The organism is Burkholderia sola (assembly GCF_905400185.1).
Classification (GTDB): domain Bacteria; phylum Pseudomonadota; class Gammaproteobacteria; order Burkholderiales; family Burkholderiaceae; genus Burkholderia; species Burkholderia sola.
Window position 1 is genome coordinate 1,902,293 of sequence record NZ_FR989675.1, and the last position, 17,759, is coordinate 1,920,051.

The following is a 17,759-nucleotide window of genomic DNA, read 5'->3' on the forward strand; positions in this document are numbered from 1 at the left end:
CGACGCCCTGGACACCAGAACGCCGCCCCAACACCACCCGCTCCCGATCAGCGACCCACGAACGAGCGCACCATCTTGATACCCCATGCCACCGCGACGACGCCCAACACCGCGCCACCAACGGAAACCACAGCGGGCACGACCGAGTTGATCGAGTTGACGATCGGCGTAACGTCGAACGACGAACCCGTCGTGCCGCCGCTCGACTGCGCAAACGCGCCCACCGAAGCGACCGCAGCCACCACGCCGACAGCCGCACGCTTCGAACCAGCCATCACTTTCTTGATTTGAAACATTGCTTTCTCCCTGATTCAGCCCACCGATTAGGAACCGTCCGATTGGGCCAGCTTCGAACGATTCAACTTCTTCGGCGGATCGCGCCGACCGATGACGGCCGACGCGTACCCGACACCCTTGCAGACGAGATACACACACAGAAGCACGTTCAACAACGCCAACTGCAATGCGATCCGATCCAACGCATCTATCGGAAGACTCTCCATTCACCACACTCCACACAGCCCGCCGAGCATCGCAAGGCTCGACGCCGCCAACCCGTGATCGCCTGCCGACAGCGCGTCAAGCAACCGAGCGCGCCATAGGTGTACCCACGTGCACGCCGAGCAGCCGCATCGAGCCACCACGGCCTTACGCCGTCGCTCCCACGCCCGCGCCCGGCTTAGGCTTTGCAACAGGCATGCCGAACGGCACCAGCGACGTGATACGCGGTTCGAGCCGGCCCTCCATCGACTGGAAGAACCCAAAGTCAGCCAAGTACTCACCCGGCTCCACGGCCTTGAGGTGGTCCGGCAAGTTGATCGTGCCAACGAGCAGTTGCTTTTGACCATCGACGTCCTGCTCCAAGACGCATTGCGCCGAATGAATCGCCCACGGCCGGCCCGTTTTTTGGGACACGCCGTCGCGCTTGATGACTTGAAGAATGGACAACTTTTGCTTGTTCATATCTATCTCCATTAGGACTACCAATCAGACGAAATAAGCCCATGTCGGGCGACAAAATGCGCTCTCAGCGCTCAACGACTCTCAGATCACTACAGGCACCACAACCACCAACACGGTCAACGCCGCACCAGCCGCAAATCTCATCCGCGACCTCGACCGGAACCGTCCGCACATCGCGACGCCGTACGTCCAGCGGCATCCGACGCGGCGGCACCGACGTGCGACCGTCGAACAGATCAGGCGTGACGTAATCGGTCGGGCTCTTTGCCACGACTCACACTCGGAAAGGATTGAACGTCGCGCCGACTTCAACAGGCACGAGCGTTAGGGAATTCGGTTGACGGCCCTGCCGATGCAACTCGGCACGGGCTTTCTGACGCGCGCTCTCGCCATCACGAGCGCGGACTTCGACCGTCGCGACACGCGTATGCGCGTGCGGCGTATAGGCATGGACTCGATATGCAGCCACGGAGACCCCCCCGTCCGTTAACTTACAAAACCCCGACCAACGGGGTTTACCTTTCCCACCAGACTGCTAGACTGCGGTCTTGACTGATACGGCAAAAATTTGCCGGTTCGTCTAAATCTGAGTGGGATTATTTGTACGAACTGGCAAAACTGTCAAGGGGATATTTATGACGATTAGCGAATTACTCGACGCAGCCAAGCGAAAGCAAGGCTCACTCGGCGCTGTCGCCGACCAACTTGGCATAGAGCAGTCACGCCTTTCGAACTGGCGGAAAGGGACACGCCGACCAGACCCAGCCCAAATCATGCGGCTGGCTGAAATGGCGGGATTACCGCCGTTCGAGACACTCGCCGAAGTTGAGCAAGAGATCGACGAGAAGAACGCATCGGTATGGGCACGAGCCTTGGGAAACCTACGCGCGGCCGGGGTAGCCGCGACCGTGACCCTTGGACTGGCGATCTATTCGACGACGCCTAACGAGGCAGACGCCGCTGTCACAAATTTTGTGACACCTACCCCCGCGCAACCCGCGCCAGCGGAAGGAAATGGGGTCGGGGCGGTGTTGATTATGTCAAATAACAAAGATCGACTGCACGAGGTGCTGCTGGCCGAGCGCCTTCGCATTCAAACCCTCCACCTCTGATCCTCGTAGGAGTCGATGTGCTCATTCTTCGTCGTCCCGGCGCGGGCCGCGCGCCGGGACCGGTTGCCGCCTGGCGGCCTCCTCGCCGTCAGAACCGGTACGTCGCCCCGATCTGGAAGAAGCGGCCGAGATCCGTGTAGAGCGACTGGTCATAGCCAGTGATGTCGGGCACGGCTTGCCACTCGACGTCGAACGGCGGTTTCTTGTCGAAGAGGTTCGTGATGCCGCCGTAAATCGTCCAATGCTTGAAGCCGCGATAGTTGAACATCAGGTTGAACTGGCTGTACGACGCCACCGATCCCGTACCGCCGTCGCCGAATTCCGCGGCCACGGCGTTCGTATATGGCCCGGTGTATTGCCAGGTCAGCGTGGTAGTCAGCTGCCGGTAGTCCCAGCTCAGGCTCGTATTGCCCTTCCAGCGCGGGTTGCTCGCGCCGAACGGCTGCAGCAGCGCAAGGTTGTTGCCGGCGAAGTCCTGCGGTGCGGTTCCGGGGCTGTGCAGCTTGAAGTGCCACACATAAGTCCAGTCGCCTGCGAGCGTGAACGTGCCGTACTTGGTGCGCAGCGCTTTGCGGAAGTTGAGATCGAAGCCATCGGTATCGAGCGCACCGAGGTTCACGAAATGCTGAACGAGGTAACGCACCGACCCGTCAGCGTTGCGCACGACGCGCGAGGGATCGTTGGCGACGAGCACCGCGTTCGGATCGTCCGTGCCGATGACGCCGTCGATGCGGACCTTGTAGAACGCCGCGCCGATATCGGTCATCGCATCGGGTGAAAGCTGGAAGCCGATGTTGTAGTTCTTCGTGTGCTCCGGCTGAAGATTCGGATTGCCCGCGACTTGCTCCGTCGTGAAGTGCTTGGTCGGCACACCGCTCGGATCGTTCGGATCGACGAGGTTCTGGTGAGAGAGATAGACGGCCTGCGAGTTTTCGACGAGGGTCGGCGCGCGGAAGCCGCGACTGTACGATGCATACGTCGTCAGCATTTGCACCGGCTGGAAACGCAGCGCAAAGCTCGGCGAAAACGCCCCACCGAAGTCGCTGTAGTGATCGTAGCGGCCCGCCTGCGTGAACGTCAGATTGCGCAGGATCGGAATGTCGACCTGGTAGAACGCGGCGGCGACGTTGCGCGAACCCTCCACCGTCTGCACGTTCGCCGGTGCGGATACGCCCTGCGACGCGAGCGTCTGGGGGTTGATCGTCGACGATTCGTGGCGGAACTCGGTGCCCAGGCCCAGGCCGACCGGGCCCCCGGGCAGCGTGAAGAGATTCGACGTCGAGGCCTTGGCCGTCACGCTGTCGACCTTCGAGATGGCCTGCTGATCGTCGTCCGTGAAAACGCCGTTCAGGCCGTTTGGCGTGGAGGCCGGGTTCGAGAAGTTATAGGTGCCGTTCGCGAGCATGTTCTCGAGGCCCGCGGCGTTGATCCGGTTGCGATACGTCGTATCGACGGTGCTCTGCGAGTGGCCGTAATCGGCCGACCAGTCCCACGCGCCGAATCTGCCCGCGTCGAGCGAGCCTTTGACGCCCGTGTTCGCCATCCAGAACGTCGATACCGTGTCCGCCCTCACGACGTTGCCCGGGAAAGTCAAGTTGATCGCCGTCGGCACGCCGAACGGGTTATAAGGATTGCTCACCGGTACGGTGCGCGGCAGCGGCGAAACGGACCCGGTCGAAGGGTTGTAGACGTTCGTCGTGCTCGAGATCGACGCCGGTCCCTGCAACTGGACGGTTTCATCGCGGCTCACCCAGAAGCCCGCATAGGCCTGCGTGTTGTCGTCGATCTTGAAGGTGGCGCGCACCTTCGCGTTCAGGCGCGTCGTGGACGGAACGAGCGACGTCGACGCGGCCGGGTTATACGTGCAATTGGTCGCGCTCGTCTTGCTGCCGGGCGGGCACGGCGAAAGCGGCACCTTGGAGCCGTCCGCCAGCGACCAGTACGATTGCTGGTTCGGCCCGAGCGGCGCTGCCAGTCCGCCGGGATATTGCGTGAAGTCTTGCGCCGACGTCATGTCTCGATCGCCGAGCGTCGAACCCGAATCGCGGTAATAGCTGGCGGCCGCGGTGACGTTGAAGCGATCCGAATTCAGGTCGCCGAAGCCGGCCAGTACGCTGAAGTTGCCCTGCCCGTCGCCCGGATGCTGCGCCTTGCCGAGTTGGCCGTCGATCTGCAGGCCCTGAAAGTTCTTCTTCGTAATGATGTTGACGACGCCCGCGATCGCGTCCGAGCCGTAGACGGATACCGCGCCGGTCTTGACGATCTCGACGCGCTCCACCATGTTCAGCGGGATCGCGTTGACATCGAAGAACGTGTCGGTGAAGTTCACCGACTGCGCATAGTTCGCGACGCGCTGGCCATCGACGAGCACGAGCGTGTATTTCTCGCTGAGCCCGCGCAACGCCATGCCGGCGCCGCCGGGTGCCGAGCTGTTCATCGTCGTCTGGCCCCAGCTGCTTGCGGAATTGGCCGAGGTCGAACGCAGGAAATCGGCGACCGTCGTGTATCCGCTTTGCTGGATTTCCTTCGCGGTGATGACCTGCACTTCGGTGTGGCCGACCTTATCCGATGTGCGGATCAGCGAGCCCGTCACTTCGAACTTGTCGAGCTTTTTCACGGTCTGCCCGCCCGCAGCGGCGCCGGACGCCGGCGCGGGCGCGGCGGCGGCCGTGCTGCCGGTTTGCTCGGCGGCGACGCTCCCGTCGACAGGCGTTGTCTGCGCGTAAGCGGAGGTACCCAAAGCCGCCGTCAACGCGACTTCAGCCCATGCGATGCTGCGTATTGCCGATCCCAAAGCCGTTGGTTTCATAACACCCCTTTCCCTTTGTCGTCGCAAGGCCTGACCTTTTTGTATGCACGGAGACTCGCCGGCCTTTAAATAGCGTTGCCCCGCGTTCCTGATTCGTCATCTGACGATCACAACCATTCCGTCCACCTTCCCATTTCTTTCAAAATTATTTCCTCCGCTTATGAGTGGAATGAATTTGAAATACAAGAAGCTGAATTTCTATAGAATTAGGAAGCCTAATTACATGGATCGGTATTTCCGCGTATCGAAAGGCTGCATACGCGCTACGCCCTGGAACATTCTCACCATGGCGCTTCGTCAATCAGTGCGTACGGGTTGCCAGGAAGGCAGTCTCCCGTTGAAAGGCTTCTTTACGTATTCACTTTGAAAGCATTAATTCACGGAACATGAATTACCGTTTACTACCAAGTTTTACATTGGACGCGAACATAGCAGGACAGAATCGACGCGTCAAAAAATATTTGATGCCACATAACTTTGTTTAGGTGCAATAGATGCACTCGGTTGGTGCCGAATAAAAATCGATATGGTTCATCAGCCGCTACCGTTGTCTTGTCTTCCTTGTTCGGCTGCTTTTTCACCCGTTCGCGCATGCGCCGCAATGGAGCATGCGGCCGGTACTCGCCAGTCCGAACTTTTTTGTTTACCAGAGGGAAGACGCGAATCCTTGGCATGGAAACAGTCCGAACGCGTGGTCGATGAATCCCCATCACTACCATCAATCGATCTCCAGATTCCCGGCCGTTTCCACGCGCGGCGCCTCGCGCTTCGTCACCGCTGCATGCCGCCCGCGCCGGCCTATGGACACGACTACCCGAAACGCCACCGGCGCGAACACCAGCCCGAATATCGTCGCCGCCAGCACGCCCCCGAACGCGCCGGTCCCGATCGAACGCCGGCTTTCCGCACCCGCGCCGGTCGCCAGCACCAACGGCACGACGCCGAGCAGGAACGCCATCGACGTCATCACGATCGGCCGAAACCGCACGGCCGCGGCCTCCACCACAGCCTGCCGCAGCGGCACGCCGCGCCCGACGAGTTCGCGTGCGAACTGCACGATCAGAATCGCATTCTTCGCCGACAATCCGATCACCGTAATCATCCCGACCTTGAAGTACACGTCGTTCGGCATCCCGCGAGCGAACGCCGCCGCCAACGCGCCCACGATGCCGAGCGGCACGATCGTCAGCACCGACAGCGGAATCGTCCAGCTTTCATACAAGGCGGCGAGCGCCATGAACACCGCGAGCACCGACAACCCGACCAGCAGCGGCGTCTGCCGCTCGGCAATCCGCTCCTCGCGCGCCGCGGCGACCCAGTCGTAACCGATCCCGGCCGGCAGCATGGCGGCCAGCCGCTCCATCTCCGCCATCGCCGCACCCGAACTGGTGTGGGTCGCCGCCCGGCCGCTGACGTCGAGCGACGGATAGCCGTCGTAGCGATTCAGCATCACGGGCCCGACCGTCCAGTGCGGCGCGGCGATGGCCGACAGCGGCACCATGTCCCCCGTCCGGTTCGGTACCGTCAGCGCCATCAGTTGCGCGTCGGTCGCACGCGCGGCCGGGTCGGCCTCGACGATCACGCGGCGCATCCGGCCCGACGCCGGAAAATCGTTGATGTAGTTCGAGCCGAACGTGCCGCCGAGCAGCCCCGCGATGCGCTCGAACGGCACGCCGAGCGCATATGCTTTCGCGCGATCGACGTCGAGCTCGATGCGCGGCGCGTCCGGCAAGTCCTCGAAATGCACGGACGCGAGCGCCGGGTCCGCCTTTGCACGCGCGGCCAACTGCTCGCGGGCGGCCTTCAGCGCGTCGAGCCCGACCCCGCCGCGATCCTCGAGACGGAACGTGAAGCCGTCCGCGTGACCGATGCCGGGCACCGACGGCGGCAGCGTCGCCTGTACGTCGCCGTCGAGAATCGCGTCGAAACGCCGGTTGAGGCGATCGCGCAACGTCATCGCATCGACGTCGCGCTGCGCCCAGTCCTTCAGGTCGACGAATGCCATCCCGACGTTCTGCCCGCTGCCCGCGAAACTCCAGCCGATCACGCTCGTCACGTTCGCGACGGCCGGCTCCGCGCGCAGGATCGCCTCGACGCGCTGGACGACCGCGAGCGTGCGCGCCTGCGTGGCACCGGCCGGCAACTGGATCATCACCTGCAGCTGCCCCTGGTCCTCGGTCGGCAGGAAGCCGCCCGGCATCGTCCAGTACAGCAGCCCGCACACGGCCAAGAGTGCGACATAGATGCCGACGACCGCACCCGTGCGGCGTACCGCCGACACGGTGACGCGCCGATAGCTGGCCTCGGCGCGCGCGAACGCGACGCCGAAGCGGTCGGCCACGCGCGCGCCGAGGCTGCGGCGCGGCACGCCCCCGCCCCCGCCTTCGTGACGGACGACCGGTTTCAGCAAATTCGCGCACAGCGCCGGCGTGAGCGACAGCGCCATGAACGACGACACGAGCATCGACGCGATCATCGACACCGCGAACTGCCGGTAGATGCCGCCGACGCTGCCCGGGAAGAACGCCATCGGCACGAACACGGCGGTCAGCACCGCGGTCACGCCGACGATCGCCCCGCCGATCCGCTTCATCGCGTGCCGCGTCGCATCGCGCGGCGACACGCCCGCCTCCATCACCCGGTGCACGCTCTCGACGACGACGATCGCATCGTCCACGAGAATGCCGATCGCCAGCACGAGGCCGAACATCGTGAACACGTTGATCGACAGCCGGAACACCCACATCGCGACGAACGCGCCCATCAGCGTGACCGGAATCACGACGGTCGGCACGAGCGTGTAGCGCAGCTCGCGCAGGAACAGCCACATCACGCAGAACACCAGCACGACGGCCTCGACGAGCGTCAGCACGACTTCCCGGATGGCGATCTTCACGAAATGCGCGCCGTCGAACGGAATCTCGACCGCGACGCCCGGCGGCAGCGTCTTCGACAGCTCGGCAAGCCGGGCGCGGATCGCGTTCGACGTTTCGAGCGCGTTGCCGCGCGGGCCGAGCTGGATGCCGACGGTGGCCGCCGGACGGCCGTTCAGCCGCGAATAGAACGAATAGTCGTCGCGGCCGATTTCGATGCGGGCGACATCGGCGACGCGCACGACCGAACCATCCTGCTTCGACTTCAGCACGATCCGGCCGAACTCCTCCGGCGACGTCAGCTGTCCCTTGACGACGATCGTCGCGGTGAGCTGCTGGCCGCGCACGAACGGCGCATCGCCGATCGCGCCGGCCGTCACCGTCGCGTTCTGCACGCCGATCGCCGCGATCACGTCGTCGGCGCCGAGGTCGTATTCGCGCAACTTGCTGGGATCGAGCCAGACCCGCAGAGCCTCGTCGGCGTCCCACAACTGGGCCGCGCCGACCCCGGGCGCGCGCTTCAGCTCGCGCAGCACGTAACGGTTCAGATAGTCGCCGAGCTGGGCGGAGTCGCGCGTGCCGTCGGTCGACGTCAGCGTGACGAGCATCAGGAACGTGTTGGCCGCCTTGAACACGCCGATGCCCTGCTGCACGACCTGCTGCGGCAGCCGCGGCTCGACCTGCTTCAGCCGGTTGTTGACGTCGACGAGCGCGATGTCCGGATCGGTGCCGGGCGCGAACGTCACGTCGATCTCGAGATTGCCGTGACCGTCGCTGCTCGTCTCGTAGTACTGCAGCCCGTCGGCACCGTCGAGGCTTTCCTCGATGATGCTGCCGACGTCGGCGTCGACCGTCTCGGTCGACGCGCCCGGATAGGTCGCGGTGATCACGACGCGCGGCGGCGCAAGGCGCGGATACTGCGCGATCGGCAATTGCGGAATGGCGAGCACGCCCGCGACGACGATCGCGAGCGCGACGATCCACGCGAACACCGGGCGGTCGATGAAGAACGATGGCATCGGCGTGCGTCAGCGAACGGTGCAGGCGCGCCGCGCCCGCTTCACGTCACTCATCCGCGCCCCCTTCCCGCTGCAGCGGACCCGGTTCCGGTGCGAGCATCGACGACGCGAGCAGCGCCTGCGTATACGGGTGGGACGGCGCGTGCAACACGTCGAGCGTATCGCCCTCCTCGACCACGCGCCCCGCCTTCATCACGATGACCCGATGGGCCATCGCGCGCATCACCGCGAGATCGTGCGTGATGAACAGGTAGCTCAGTTGATACTTCTTTTGCAGGTTCGTCAGCAGATTCAGCACCTGCTTCTGGATCGACACGTCGAGCGCGCTCGTCGGCTCGTCCAGCACCAGCAGCTCCGGCTCGACGGCCAGCGCGCGCGCAATCGCGATGCGCTGACGCTGGCCGCCGGAAAATTCGTGCGGATAGCGAAGCATCGCGTCGGCCGGCAGGCCGACCTCCTGCAGCAAGGCAGCGACCCGCGTGCGCCGCGTGGCGCCGGCCACCTCCGGCCGGTGCACGGCAAGCCCCTCGCCGACGATCTGCTCGACCGTCATGCGCGGCGACAGCGAGCCGAACGGATCCTGGAACACGACCTGCATGCGGCCGTACAGCGCGCGCCGGCCGCGTGTCGTGCGCAGCGACGCCAGCGGCATGCCGTCGATCTCGATGCCGCCCGACGCCGGCCGCTGCAGGCCGAGCACGGCCGCCGCCAGCGTCGATTTCCCCGACCCGGATTCGCCGACGATCCCGAGCGTCTCGCCGCGCCGCAGGCTCAGCTTCACGTCGTGCACGGCCCGGAACGCCGTCTTGCCGAACACCGCGCGCCAGCCCTTCGTCGCGATGCGGTAATCGACGGCGAGTTGCCGCACGTCGAGGATCGTCTGCGCACCGGCCGCGACCGGTTCGACCGCACGTTGCGGCGCGCTGTCGAGCAGCCGGCGCGTGTACGCGTGTTGCGGCGCGGCGAACAGCGCGCCGGTCGTGTTCGTTTCGACGAGCACGCCCTGCTCCATCACGGCCACGCGCTGCGCGAAGCGCCGCACGAGATTCAGGTCGTGCGTGATCAGCAGCACGGCCATCCCGCGCGCGGCGGCCTCCTGTTCCTGTAGTTCGATCAGCAGGTCGACGATCTGCTGGCGCACCGTCACGTCGAGCGCCGTCGTCGGCTCGTCCGCGAGCAACAGCCGCGGCCGGCACGCGAGCGCCATCGCGATCATCGCGCGTTGCCGCTGGCCGCCCGACAACTGGTGCGGAAAACTGTCGATGCGCCGCTCCGGCTCCGGAATCCCGGTGCGCCGCAGCAGCGCGATGCCGCGCTCGCGCGCGTCGCCCGGCCGCAGTCCCTCGTGCAGCCGCAGGCTCTCGGCGATCTGCTTGCCGATCGTATACAGCGGATTGAGCGCCGTCATCGGCTCCTGGAACACCATCGCGATATCGGCGCCGCGGATGCCGCGCATCTGCTGCTCGGTCTTCGCGAGCAGATCCTCGCCGTCGAACAGCATCTGTCCCGACAGCGTCGCCTGCTGCGCGAGCCGCAGGATCGACAGCGCCGTCACGCTCTTGCCCGAGCCCGACTCGCCGACGAGCGCCACGCGCTCGCCGCGCCCGACCGCGAGGCTCAGGTCCTGCACGGCGGCTTTCGCGCCGAAGTGCGCGGAAAACCGTCGAATGTCCAGCAAAGGAGTCGTCATCGTTGCTCCCCGCCGAAGGCCGAGCCGCGCGCGCGCGTGTCGAGCGCATTGCGCAGCGCGTCGCCCATGAACGTGAGCAGCAGCAGCGTGACGACCAGCGCCGAGAACGCGGAGATCGAGATCCACCACGCGTCGAGGTAGTTCTTGCCTTCCTGCAGTAGTTCGCCGAGGCTCGGCGTCGGCGGCTGCACGCCGAGGCCGAGGAAGTCGAGGCTCGTCAGCGACAGGATCGCCGCACTCATCCGGAACGGCAGGAACGTGATCACCGGCGTCAGGCTGTTCGGCAGCACGTGCCGCCACATGATCTGCCAGTTCGACAGTCCCATCGTGCGTGCGGCCTTCACGTAGTCGAGCGCGCGGTTGCGCAGGAACTCCGCGCGCACGTAGTCGGACAGCACGAGCCAGCCGAACATCGACAGCAGGACGAACAGCAGCCACAGCGACGGCTCGAAGATCGACGCGAAGATGATCAGCAGGTACAGGTCGGGCAGCGCGCTCCAGATCTCGATCAGGCGCTGCCCGACGAGATCGGTGCGCCCGCCGTAGAAGCCCTGCAGCGCGCCCGTCAGCACGCCGATCGCGACGCCCGAAACCGTCAGCGCGAACGCCATCAGCACCGACAGCCGAAATCCGTACAGCAGCCGCGCGAGCACGTCGCGGCCGAACTGGTCGGTGCCGAGCCAGTTGCTCGCGGACGGCGGCGCCGGATACGGCCGCGACGCGAAATAGTCGATCGTGTCGTAGCGGTAGCGGTTCGGCGGGTAGATCGCGAAGTTGTCGTGCGACTCGATCTTCGCGCGGATGTATGGATCGAGATAGTTGGTCTTCGCCGGGAAATCGCCGCCGAACTGCGTCTCCGGATAGTCCTTCACGATCGGGAAATAGAAATGCCCGTCGTAGCGCACCACCAGCGGCCGGTCGTTCGACAGTCCTTCGGCCAGCAGGCTGAGCGCGAACAGCGTGGCAAAGATCACGAGGCTCCAGTAGCCGAGCCGCTGCGCGCGAAACCGCCGCCACGTGCGTCGCCATGGCGACGGCGACGCCGCGCATGCGACGGCGGCCGGATCAGTGGTCCAGGCGGTTGAACTGGATACGGGGGTCGACGAGGACATAGCAGACGTCAGCAATGAGTTTGGTCAGAAGGCCGATGAGCGTGAACAGGAACAGCGAACCGAGCACCACCGGATAGTCGCGGCGAATCACCGAGTCGTACGAGAGCTGCCCCATCCCGTCGAGCGAGAACAGCGTCTCGATCAGCAGGTTGCCGTTCAGGAAGGCGCCGACGAACGCGGCCGGCAACCCGGTGAGCAGCGGGATCGCCGCATTGCGCAGTACGTGCTTCCACAGCACGTCGCGCTCCGGCGCGCCCTTCGCGCGTGCGGTCAGCACGTATTGCCGGCCGATTTCATCGAGGAACGTGTTCTTCGTGAGAATCGTGACGATCGCGAAATTGCCGACCACCGACGCCGTCACCGGCAACGCGATATGCCACAGATAGTCGAGAGCCTTGCCGATCAGCGTCAGCTCGTCGAAGTCGTCCGAGGTCAGGCCGCGCATCGGAAACACCTGCCAGAACGTGCCGCCGCCGAACAGCATCAGCAGCAGCACGCCGAGCACGAAGCCCGGAATCGCGTAGCCGGCGAGCACGAGCACGCTCGTTACCGTGTCGAAACGCGAGCCGTTGCGCACGGCCTTCGCGATGCCGAGCGGCACCGACACGAAGTACGTGAGGATCACCGTCCACAAGCCCAGCGTGATCGACACCGGCAGCTTCGAGCGGATCACGGCCCATACGCTGCGGTGCGCGAAATAGGACTGCCCGAGGTCGAACGTCGCATAGCTTTTCAGCATCAGCGCGTAGCGTTCGAGCGGCGGTTTGTCGAAGCCGAACTGCTTGCGGATCTGCGCGATCTGCTGCGGATCGACGCCCTGGCTGCCGTGGTAGCCGCCCCCGCCTCCGCCCGCCTCGCCTCCACGCGCGCTGCCGTGGCGCAATTGCGTGAGCACCTGCTCGACCGGGCCGCCCGGCACGAATTGCGTAACCGCGAACGTGATCGTCACGACGCCGATCAGCGTCGGGATCATCAGCAGCAGGCGCCTCAATATGTATGCAAGCATCGTCGCTCCCTCGTCAGGCCGCGGCGGCGGGTTGTGGCCGTGCTACCGGCTTCTTCACGTACCAGTAGTCGATGATCCAGTCCTCGTACTGATAGGAAGCCGGCACGACCGGCGGATGGCCGAGCGTCGTCTTGTACGCGATCCGCGCGTTCGGCATGTAGTACTGCGGAACGAGCACGTACAGGTTGATCAGCACGCGGTCGAGCGCGTGCGTGGCCGTCTCGAGATCGTCGAGCGTATTGGCCGCAAGCGCCGCGCGGATCAGCGCATCGACGGCCTTCGACTTCACGCCCGGATAGTTCTCCGAGCCCGGCTGCGATGCGGCCTCGCTGCCGAAACGACGCGTCAGTTCCGCGCCCGGGATCGTCACGGGCGAGTAGATATACGTCGTCATGTCGTACTCGAAATTGTCGAGCCGCTTCTGGTAGAGCGCGCTGTCGATCTCGTGCAGGTACGCATGGATGCCGAGCGTCGCGAGCGCCTGCGTGTACGGCAGGATCAGGCGATCCATGCCGGGCTGGTCGTCGATGATCTCGATCGACATCGGCGTGCCGTTCGCGTCGCGCAGCGCGCCGTCCCGGTAGTGCCAGCCAGCCTGAGCGAGCAGGTCGCGCGCTTGCTTGAGGTTCGCGCGCAGCGAGCCCGGCGGCAACGTCGACGGCTGCTTGACCATCGGGCCGAACACCTCCGGCGGCAGCGTCGAGCGGTACGGTTCGAGCAGCGCGAGTTCCTTCGCGCTCGGCATGCCCGACGCGGCGAACGGGCTCGCGTCCCAGAAGCTGTTGGTGCGGCGGTACTGCCCGTAGAACATCATCCGGCTCATCCAGTCGAAGTCGAATGCCAGCGCAAGCGCGTGCCGCACGCGCACGTCCTGGAACATCGGTTTGCGCAGGTTCATCAGGAAGCCCTGCATCTGCGCGGGGCCGTCCGGGAACTCGCCCCTCTTCAGCATGCCGTTGCCGAAATTCTTGCCGACGTACTTGCGCGCCCACTGCGTCGAGCTGTACTCCATTCGCGCATCGACATCGCCGGCCTTGAACGCCTCGAGCGCCGTGTACTGGTCGAGATACAGCTTGAACGACACGCGTGCGAAACGGAACATCCCGCGCCGCGACGGCAGGTTCGCGGCCCAGTAGTGCGGGTTGCGCACGTACGCGATCTGCTTGTCGTTCCTGCGCTGCTCGATCAGGTACGCGCCGCTCGCGATCGGCGGCTCGTTCGCGATCTGGTCGAACGGCGGCCGCGTACCGTCCGCGTGTTGCCCCCACTTCGGCGAGAACACCGGCAGGTCGCCCGCGATCAGCGCGGCGTCGCGCTCCGCGTGCCTGAACTCGAAGCGGATCGTGTGGCCGTCGACGACCACTGCGCGCCGGATGATCGAGAACTGCGCGTTGTACAGCGGCGACGCCTGCGGGCTCGTCAGCGTATCGAACGAATACTTGACGTCGGCCGCGGTGATCGGGTCGCCGTTCGAGAAGCGCGCGGCCGGGTTGATGTGGAACGTGGCCGACTGCCCGTCGGGCGCCACCTCGACGTCGTCGGCAATCAACGCGTATTCGGACGCGAGTTCGTCCCAGCTGCGCTGCATCAGCGTGTCGAACATCAGGTTCTTGATGTCCGGTGCGGGCGAGCCGCGCACGAGGAACGGGTTCAGCGAGTCGTAGCTCTGCGCTTCGTCGTAGTTTTCGAAGTTGAGCGCGCCGGTGTCCGGCGCCTGTGGGTCCGCATAATCGAAATGCGCAAAGTCCGGCGGGTATTTCGGCTGGTCGTATTGCGCGATCGCCGACACCGCGAGCGCCGCACGTGGCATGGCGCTACCCGACACGAGCAGCACGGCGCATGCGAACAGCGCCGCGCGCGGCACGCCTGCCCATCGCCATTTCAACAGTTTCATGGTCGGTCTGTCCGAAAGCGTGCGGGCGCGAGGCCTGCGCGCGGTAGATTCCTGTGCAGGTTGCCGCGTGCCACCTGCATCCCACTGGTTGTTCGTGCTGAAAACGATCCTGCGAACTGCATCGCCGCACGTCCCGGTTGCAGGCCGTCGTGGCGCCAGGCGAAAAAGGGCCGCTCCAAAAAATGGGGAGGTGGACGTGGAGCGGCCGGTCTAAAGCCTATCGGTGCATCGCAATCGCCATCAGAACTTGTAGGTCGCGCCAACCTGCGCGAATCGACCGACATACGTGTACAGCGACGTGTCGTAGCCCGTCTGGTAGCTCGCGTTCATATAAACCGGGTCGAACGGCGGCGCACGATTGAAGATGTTGTCGATGCCCGCATAGATCGTCCAATGCTTGAAGCCGGTGTAGCTGACCATCAGATTGAACTGGCTGTACGAAGCCACGCTGTCCTGCATGTTCGGATATTGGCCCGGCGACAGGATGGCCTGGCTGTACGGTCCCGTGAACATCCACGTCAACGTCGCGTTCCATTGGTTGTGGTAGTTCCAGTTCAGACTCGTGTTGCCCTTCCAGCGCGGGAAGCTGCCGCCGAACGGCTCGTTCAGCGAACCGTTGTTGCCCGCGAAGTCGGTCGTCTCGCCGCCCACCGGCATCTTGAAGTGCCACACGTAGGCCCAGTCACCCGACAGCGTGAACGTACCGATCTTGGTCGACACCGACTGGCGGAAGGTGGTCTCGAAGCCGTCCGTATCGAGCGACGAGAGGTTCATATACGGCAGCAGCACATACGCGATCGAGCCGTTCGGGTTACGGATCACCTTCGACGGATCGTTCTGGTCGACCACCGTCTGGATGTCTTCCGTGCCAATCACGTTGTCGATGTGGATCTTGTACCAGTCGAAGCCGAAATCGGTATTGCGGGTGGGCGACAGCTGGAAGCCGATGTTGTAGTTCTTGGTCCGCTCCGGCTGCAGCTTGCTGTTACCGGTCTGCACTTCCTCGACGAGGTTGTATGCGTTCGGGTTGTTAGGATCGTTCGCGTCGACCGCGCCCTGCGCGCCGTAGGTCCTCGACGAGGTGTTTTCGATCAGCGTCGGTGCGCGGAAGCCACGGTTGTACGAACCGTACATCGTCAGCTCGCGGATCGGCTGGAAGCGCAACGCGAAGCGCGGCGAGAACGCGCCACCGAAGTCGCTGTAGTGGTCGTAGCGCCCCGACTGGCTGAACGTCAGGTTCTTCAGGATAGGAATGTCGATCTGGTAGTAGACCGCCGCGACGTTGCGCTCCCCGTTGACCGACTGCAGCGACGGCTGGATGAGCGTGCCATTCGCGTAGTCCGCGCCCGTACCGATGTACTGGCTCTGGTGCGTGAATTGCGTACCGAGACCCAGGCCGACGTTACCCGTGGGCAACGTGAACAGGTTCGGCGTCGACAGCGTCGCGTCGACAGCATCGAGCTTCGTGATGGCCTGTGTCGACGTGCTTCCGTACAGTCCGTTCAACCCGTTCGGTGTCGACGATGGATTGGCGAAGTCGAACACGCCGTTCTGGACGATATTTTCCAGTGCGGCCGCGTTGATCAGGTTCGAATAGTTGTTCGACACCGTGTCCTGCGAATGCGTGTAGGACGCCGTCCAGTCCCAATCCCCCACGCGTGGCGTGCTGAACGAGCCTTTCACGCCCGTCGCGGCACGCCAGAAGTTGGAACTCGTATGCACGGCCTGCGCGGCCGGGAATGCGTAGACCAGTTTGGCCGGCACGCCAAACGGGTTATACGGGTTGCTGCCCGGCACAAGGTTCGAAATCGGCGCGAGACCGCCCGTTGCCGGATCATAGGTCTGCGTGCTGTTGCCGAGGCGGCCGACGAAGTTGTTCGTGACCGTCGTATTGTTGCTTTCCCAGAGATCGGCGAACGCCTGCATCGCGTCGTTGATCTTGAAGTCGGCGTGCACCTTCGCGCTCAGGCGTTCAGTCCACGGCGACAGCGACGATGCGTACGCGGTGTTGTTTGCGCAGACCGTGCCGGGACCGTTGACCTGCGCGACGGAGGTGCCCGGCACGGCCTGGCCTCCGTTCGGACACGGGCTCAGCGGCACCTTCGCGCCGGTGGTCGGATTGCGCCAGTAGGAGACGCTCTGGTTCGACAAGCCGCCCGGGAAATTGGAGAAGTTCTGGTTCTGCGTCGTGTCGCGATCGGCGATCGAGATGCCGTTCGACTTGTAGTAGCTGGCCGCCGCCGTCACGTTGAAGCGGTCGGCGTTCAGGTCACCGAAGCCGCCGAGGATGCTGAACTTCGTCGTGCCCTGGCCGCCTTCACCGTTCGTTGCGCCACCGTAGCTGCCCCCCAATTCAAGACCCTGAAAGTTTTTCTTCGTGATGATGTTGACCACGCCCGCGATTGCGTCGGAACCATACTGAGACACCGCGCCTGTCTTGACAATTTCGATACGGTCGATGATGTTGAGCGGCAGCGTGTTCAGGTCGAAGAATTGATCGCTGCCGTTCACTGCGAACGCATACGGCGACACCCGCATGCCGTCGATCAGCACCAGCGTGTATTTCTCGCTGAGGCCGCGCAGCGCGATACCTGCGCCGCCCGGCGCGAAGCTGTTCGTCGAGCCCTCGCTCCAGCTGCTTGCCGAGTTGGCCGAGGTGCTGCGCAGGTAGTCAGCGACGCTGGTCTGGCCGCTGTTCTCGATGTCCTTGCTCGTGACGGTCTGAACCTGGTTGAAGCCGACCTTGTCGGCCTGCCGGATCAGCGAACCGGTCACTTCGAACCGCTTGATCTGCGCTACCTTGCCCTGTCCGTTCGCGCCGGGCGTGGCAGGCGTCGCCTCGGCTGCCGCACCGGACGCCGAGGCGCCCGTGGCAGCGACAGCGCTCGTCGCACCGTCCGCCTGTGCAACGGTCATCGGTGCGCCGTTCGCGACCGCATCCGCGATCGATGCGGCGCCCGGCGCCGGCTGGCTCTGGGCGAACGCCGGCGGCACCAGCGCGGCCGTCAGCGCCAGTTCCGCCCAGACTATCCTCTTGATGGCCAACGCCAAAACTCTCTGCTTCATCTTGTTCCCTCTCGCTCGTAGTAAGACCCCGCCTGCTGCGTGCCGGAACCTTGTGAATTCCTTGCGCGTCCTGGGTGCCCGTCTAACGGAACCCGCGATAGCCACTCTTCCGACTGCCGTGACTCGAACGGATCGGCCTCAGGGCACCCGTGCCACTCGGCATCACCATCTCGTTATATTTCGATTCGTGATACTTACTACATGTCCTGAGCGCG

10 protein-coding genes are annotated in these 17,759 nt (G+C 64.4%); 1 reads left to right on the top strand and 9 read right to left on the bottom strand.

Annotated features, from left to right (window positions below):
* Nucleotides 1-47 precede the first annotated feature (47 nt).
* Nucleotides 48-296 (bottom strand): major capsid protein, encoded by a 249-nt coding sequence (locus KR541_RS08710; protein WP_230955184.1) that lies wholly within the window; start codon nt 294-296, stop codon nt 48-50.
* Between the two features lie 352 nt (nt 297-648).
* Entirely contained in the window at nt 649-963 is a 315-nt protein-coding gene (locus KR541_RS08715; protein ID WP_089491450.1) for a cellulose synthase, read from the bottom strand.
* A 635-nt stretch (nt 964-1,598) separates the two neighbouring features.
* On the opposite strand from KR541_RS08715, the gene KR541_RS08720 reads away from it, so the two are divergent.
* Nucleotides 1,599-2,075 (top strand): helix-turn-helix domain-containing protein, encoded by a 477-nt coding sequence (locus KR541_RS08720; RefSeq protein ID WP_204383248.1) that lies wholly within the window; start codon nt 1,599-1,601, stop codon nt 2,073-2,075.
* An 88-nt stretch (nt 2,076-2,163) separates the two neighbouring features.
* Here KR541_RS08720 and KR541_RS08725 read toward each other — a convergent pair whose 3' ends face one another.
* The 7 genes from KR541_RS08725 to KR541_RS08755 all read right to left on the bottom strand — a co-directional run bounded on the left by KR541_RS08725 (nt 2,164) and on the right by KR541_RS08755 (nt 17,544).
* Complete coding sequence (locus tag KR541_RS08725) at nt 2,164-4,884, bottom strand: TonB-dependent receptor plug domain-containing protein (RefSeq protein ID WP_050015431.1); 2,721 nt, start codon at nt 4,882-4,884, stop codon at nt 2,164-2,166.
* A gap of 718 nt (nt 4,885-5,602) precedes the next feature.
* Nucleotides 5,603-8,776, bottom strand: a complete 3,174-nt coding sequence (locus KR541_RS08730; RefSeq protein WP_050015432.1) for a multidrug efflux RND transporter permease subunit — start codon at nt 8,774-8,776, stop codon at nt 5,603-5,605.
* A 46-nt stretch (nt 8,777-8,822) separates the two neighbouring features.
* On the bottom strand, nt 8,823-10,466 hold the full coding sequence (locus KR541_RS08735; RefSeq protein WP_050015434.1) for an ABC transporter ATP-binding protein: 1,644 nt from the start codon (nt 10,464-10,466) through the stop codon (nt 8,823-8,825).
* Nucleotides 10,463-11,578 carry an ABC transporter permease gene (locus tag KR541_RS08740; protein ID WP_050015436.1) on the bottom strand — a complete coding sequence of 372 codons (1,116 nt, stop codon included), beginning with the start codon at nt 11,576-11,578 and terminating at the stop codon, nt 10,463-10,465. Before KR541_RS08740 ends, KR541_RS08735 begins: the two co-directional genes overlap by 4 nt.
* Complete coding sequence (locus KR541_RS08745; protein WP_050015437.1) at nt 11,532-12,584, bottom strand: microcin C ABC transporter permease YejB; 1,053 nt, start codon at nt 12,582-12,584, stop codon at nt 11,532-11,534. Before KR541_RS08745 ends, KR541_RS08740 begins: the two co-directional genes overlap by 47 nt.
* Before the next feature lie 13 nt (nt 12,585-12,597).
* Nucleotides 12,598-14,478: an extracellular solute-binding protein gene (locus tag KR541_RS08750; RefSeq protein WP_050015439.1), complete on the bottom strand. Its 1,881-nt coding sequence runs from the start codon at nt 14,476-14,478 to the stop codon at nt 12,598-12,600.
* Between the two features lie 240 nt (nt 14,479-14,718).
* Nucleotides 14,719-17,544: a TonB-dependent receptor gene (locus KR541_RS08755; RefSeq protein WP_050015441.1), complete on the bottom strand. Its 2,826-nt coding sequence runs from the start codon at nt 17,542-17,544 to the stop codon at nt 14,719-14,721.
* Nucleotides 17,545-17,759: the final 215 nt, after the last annotated feature.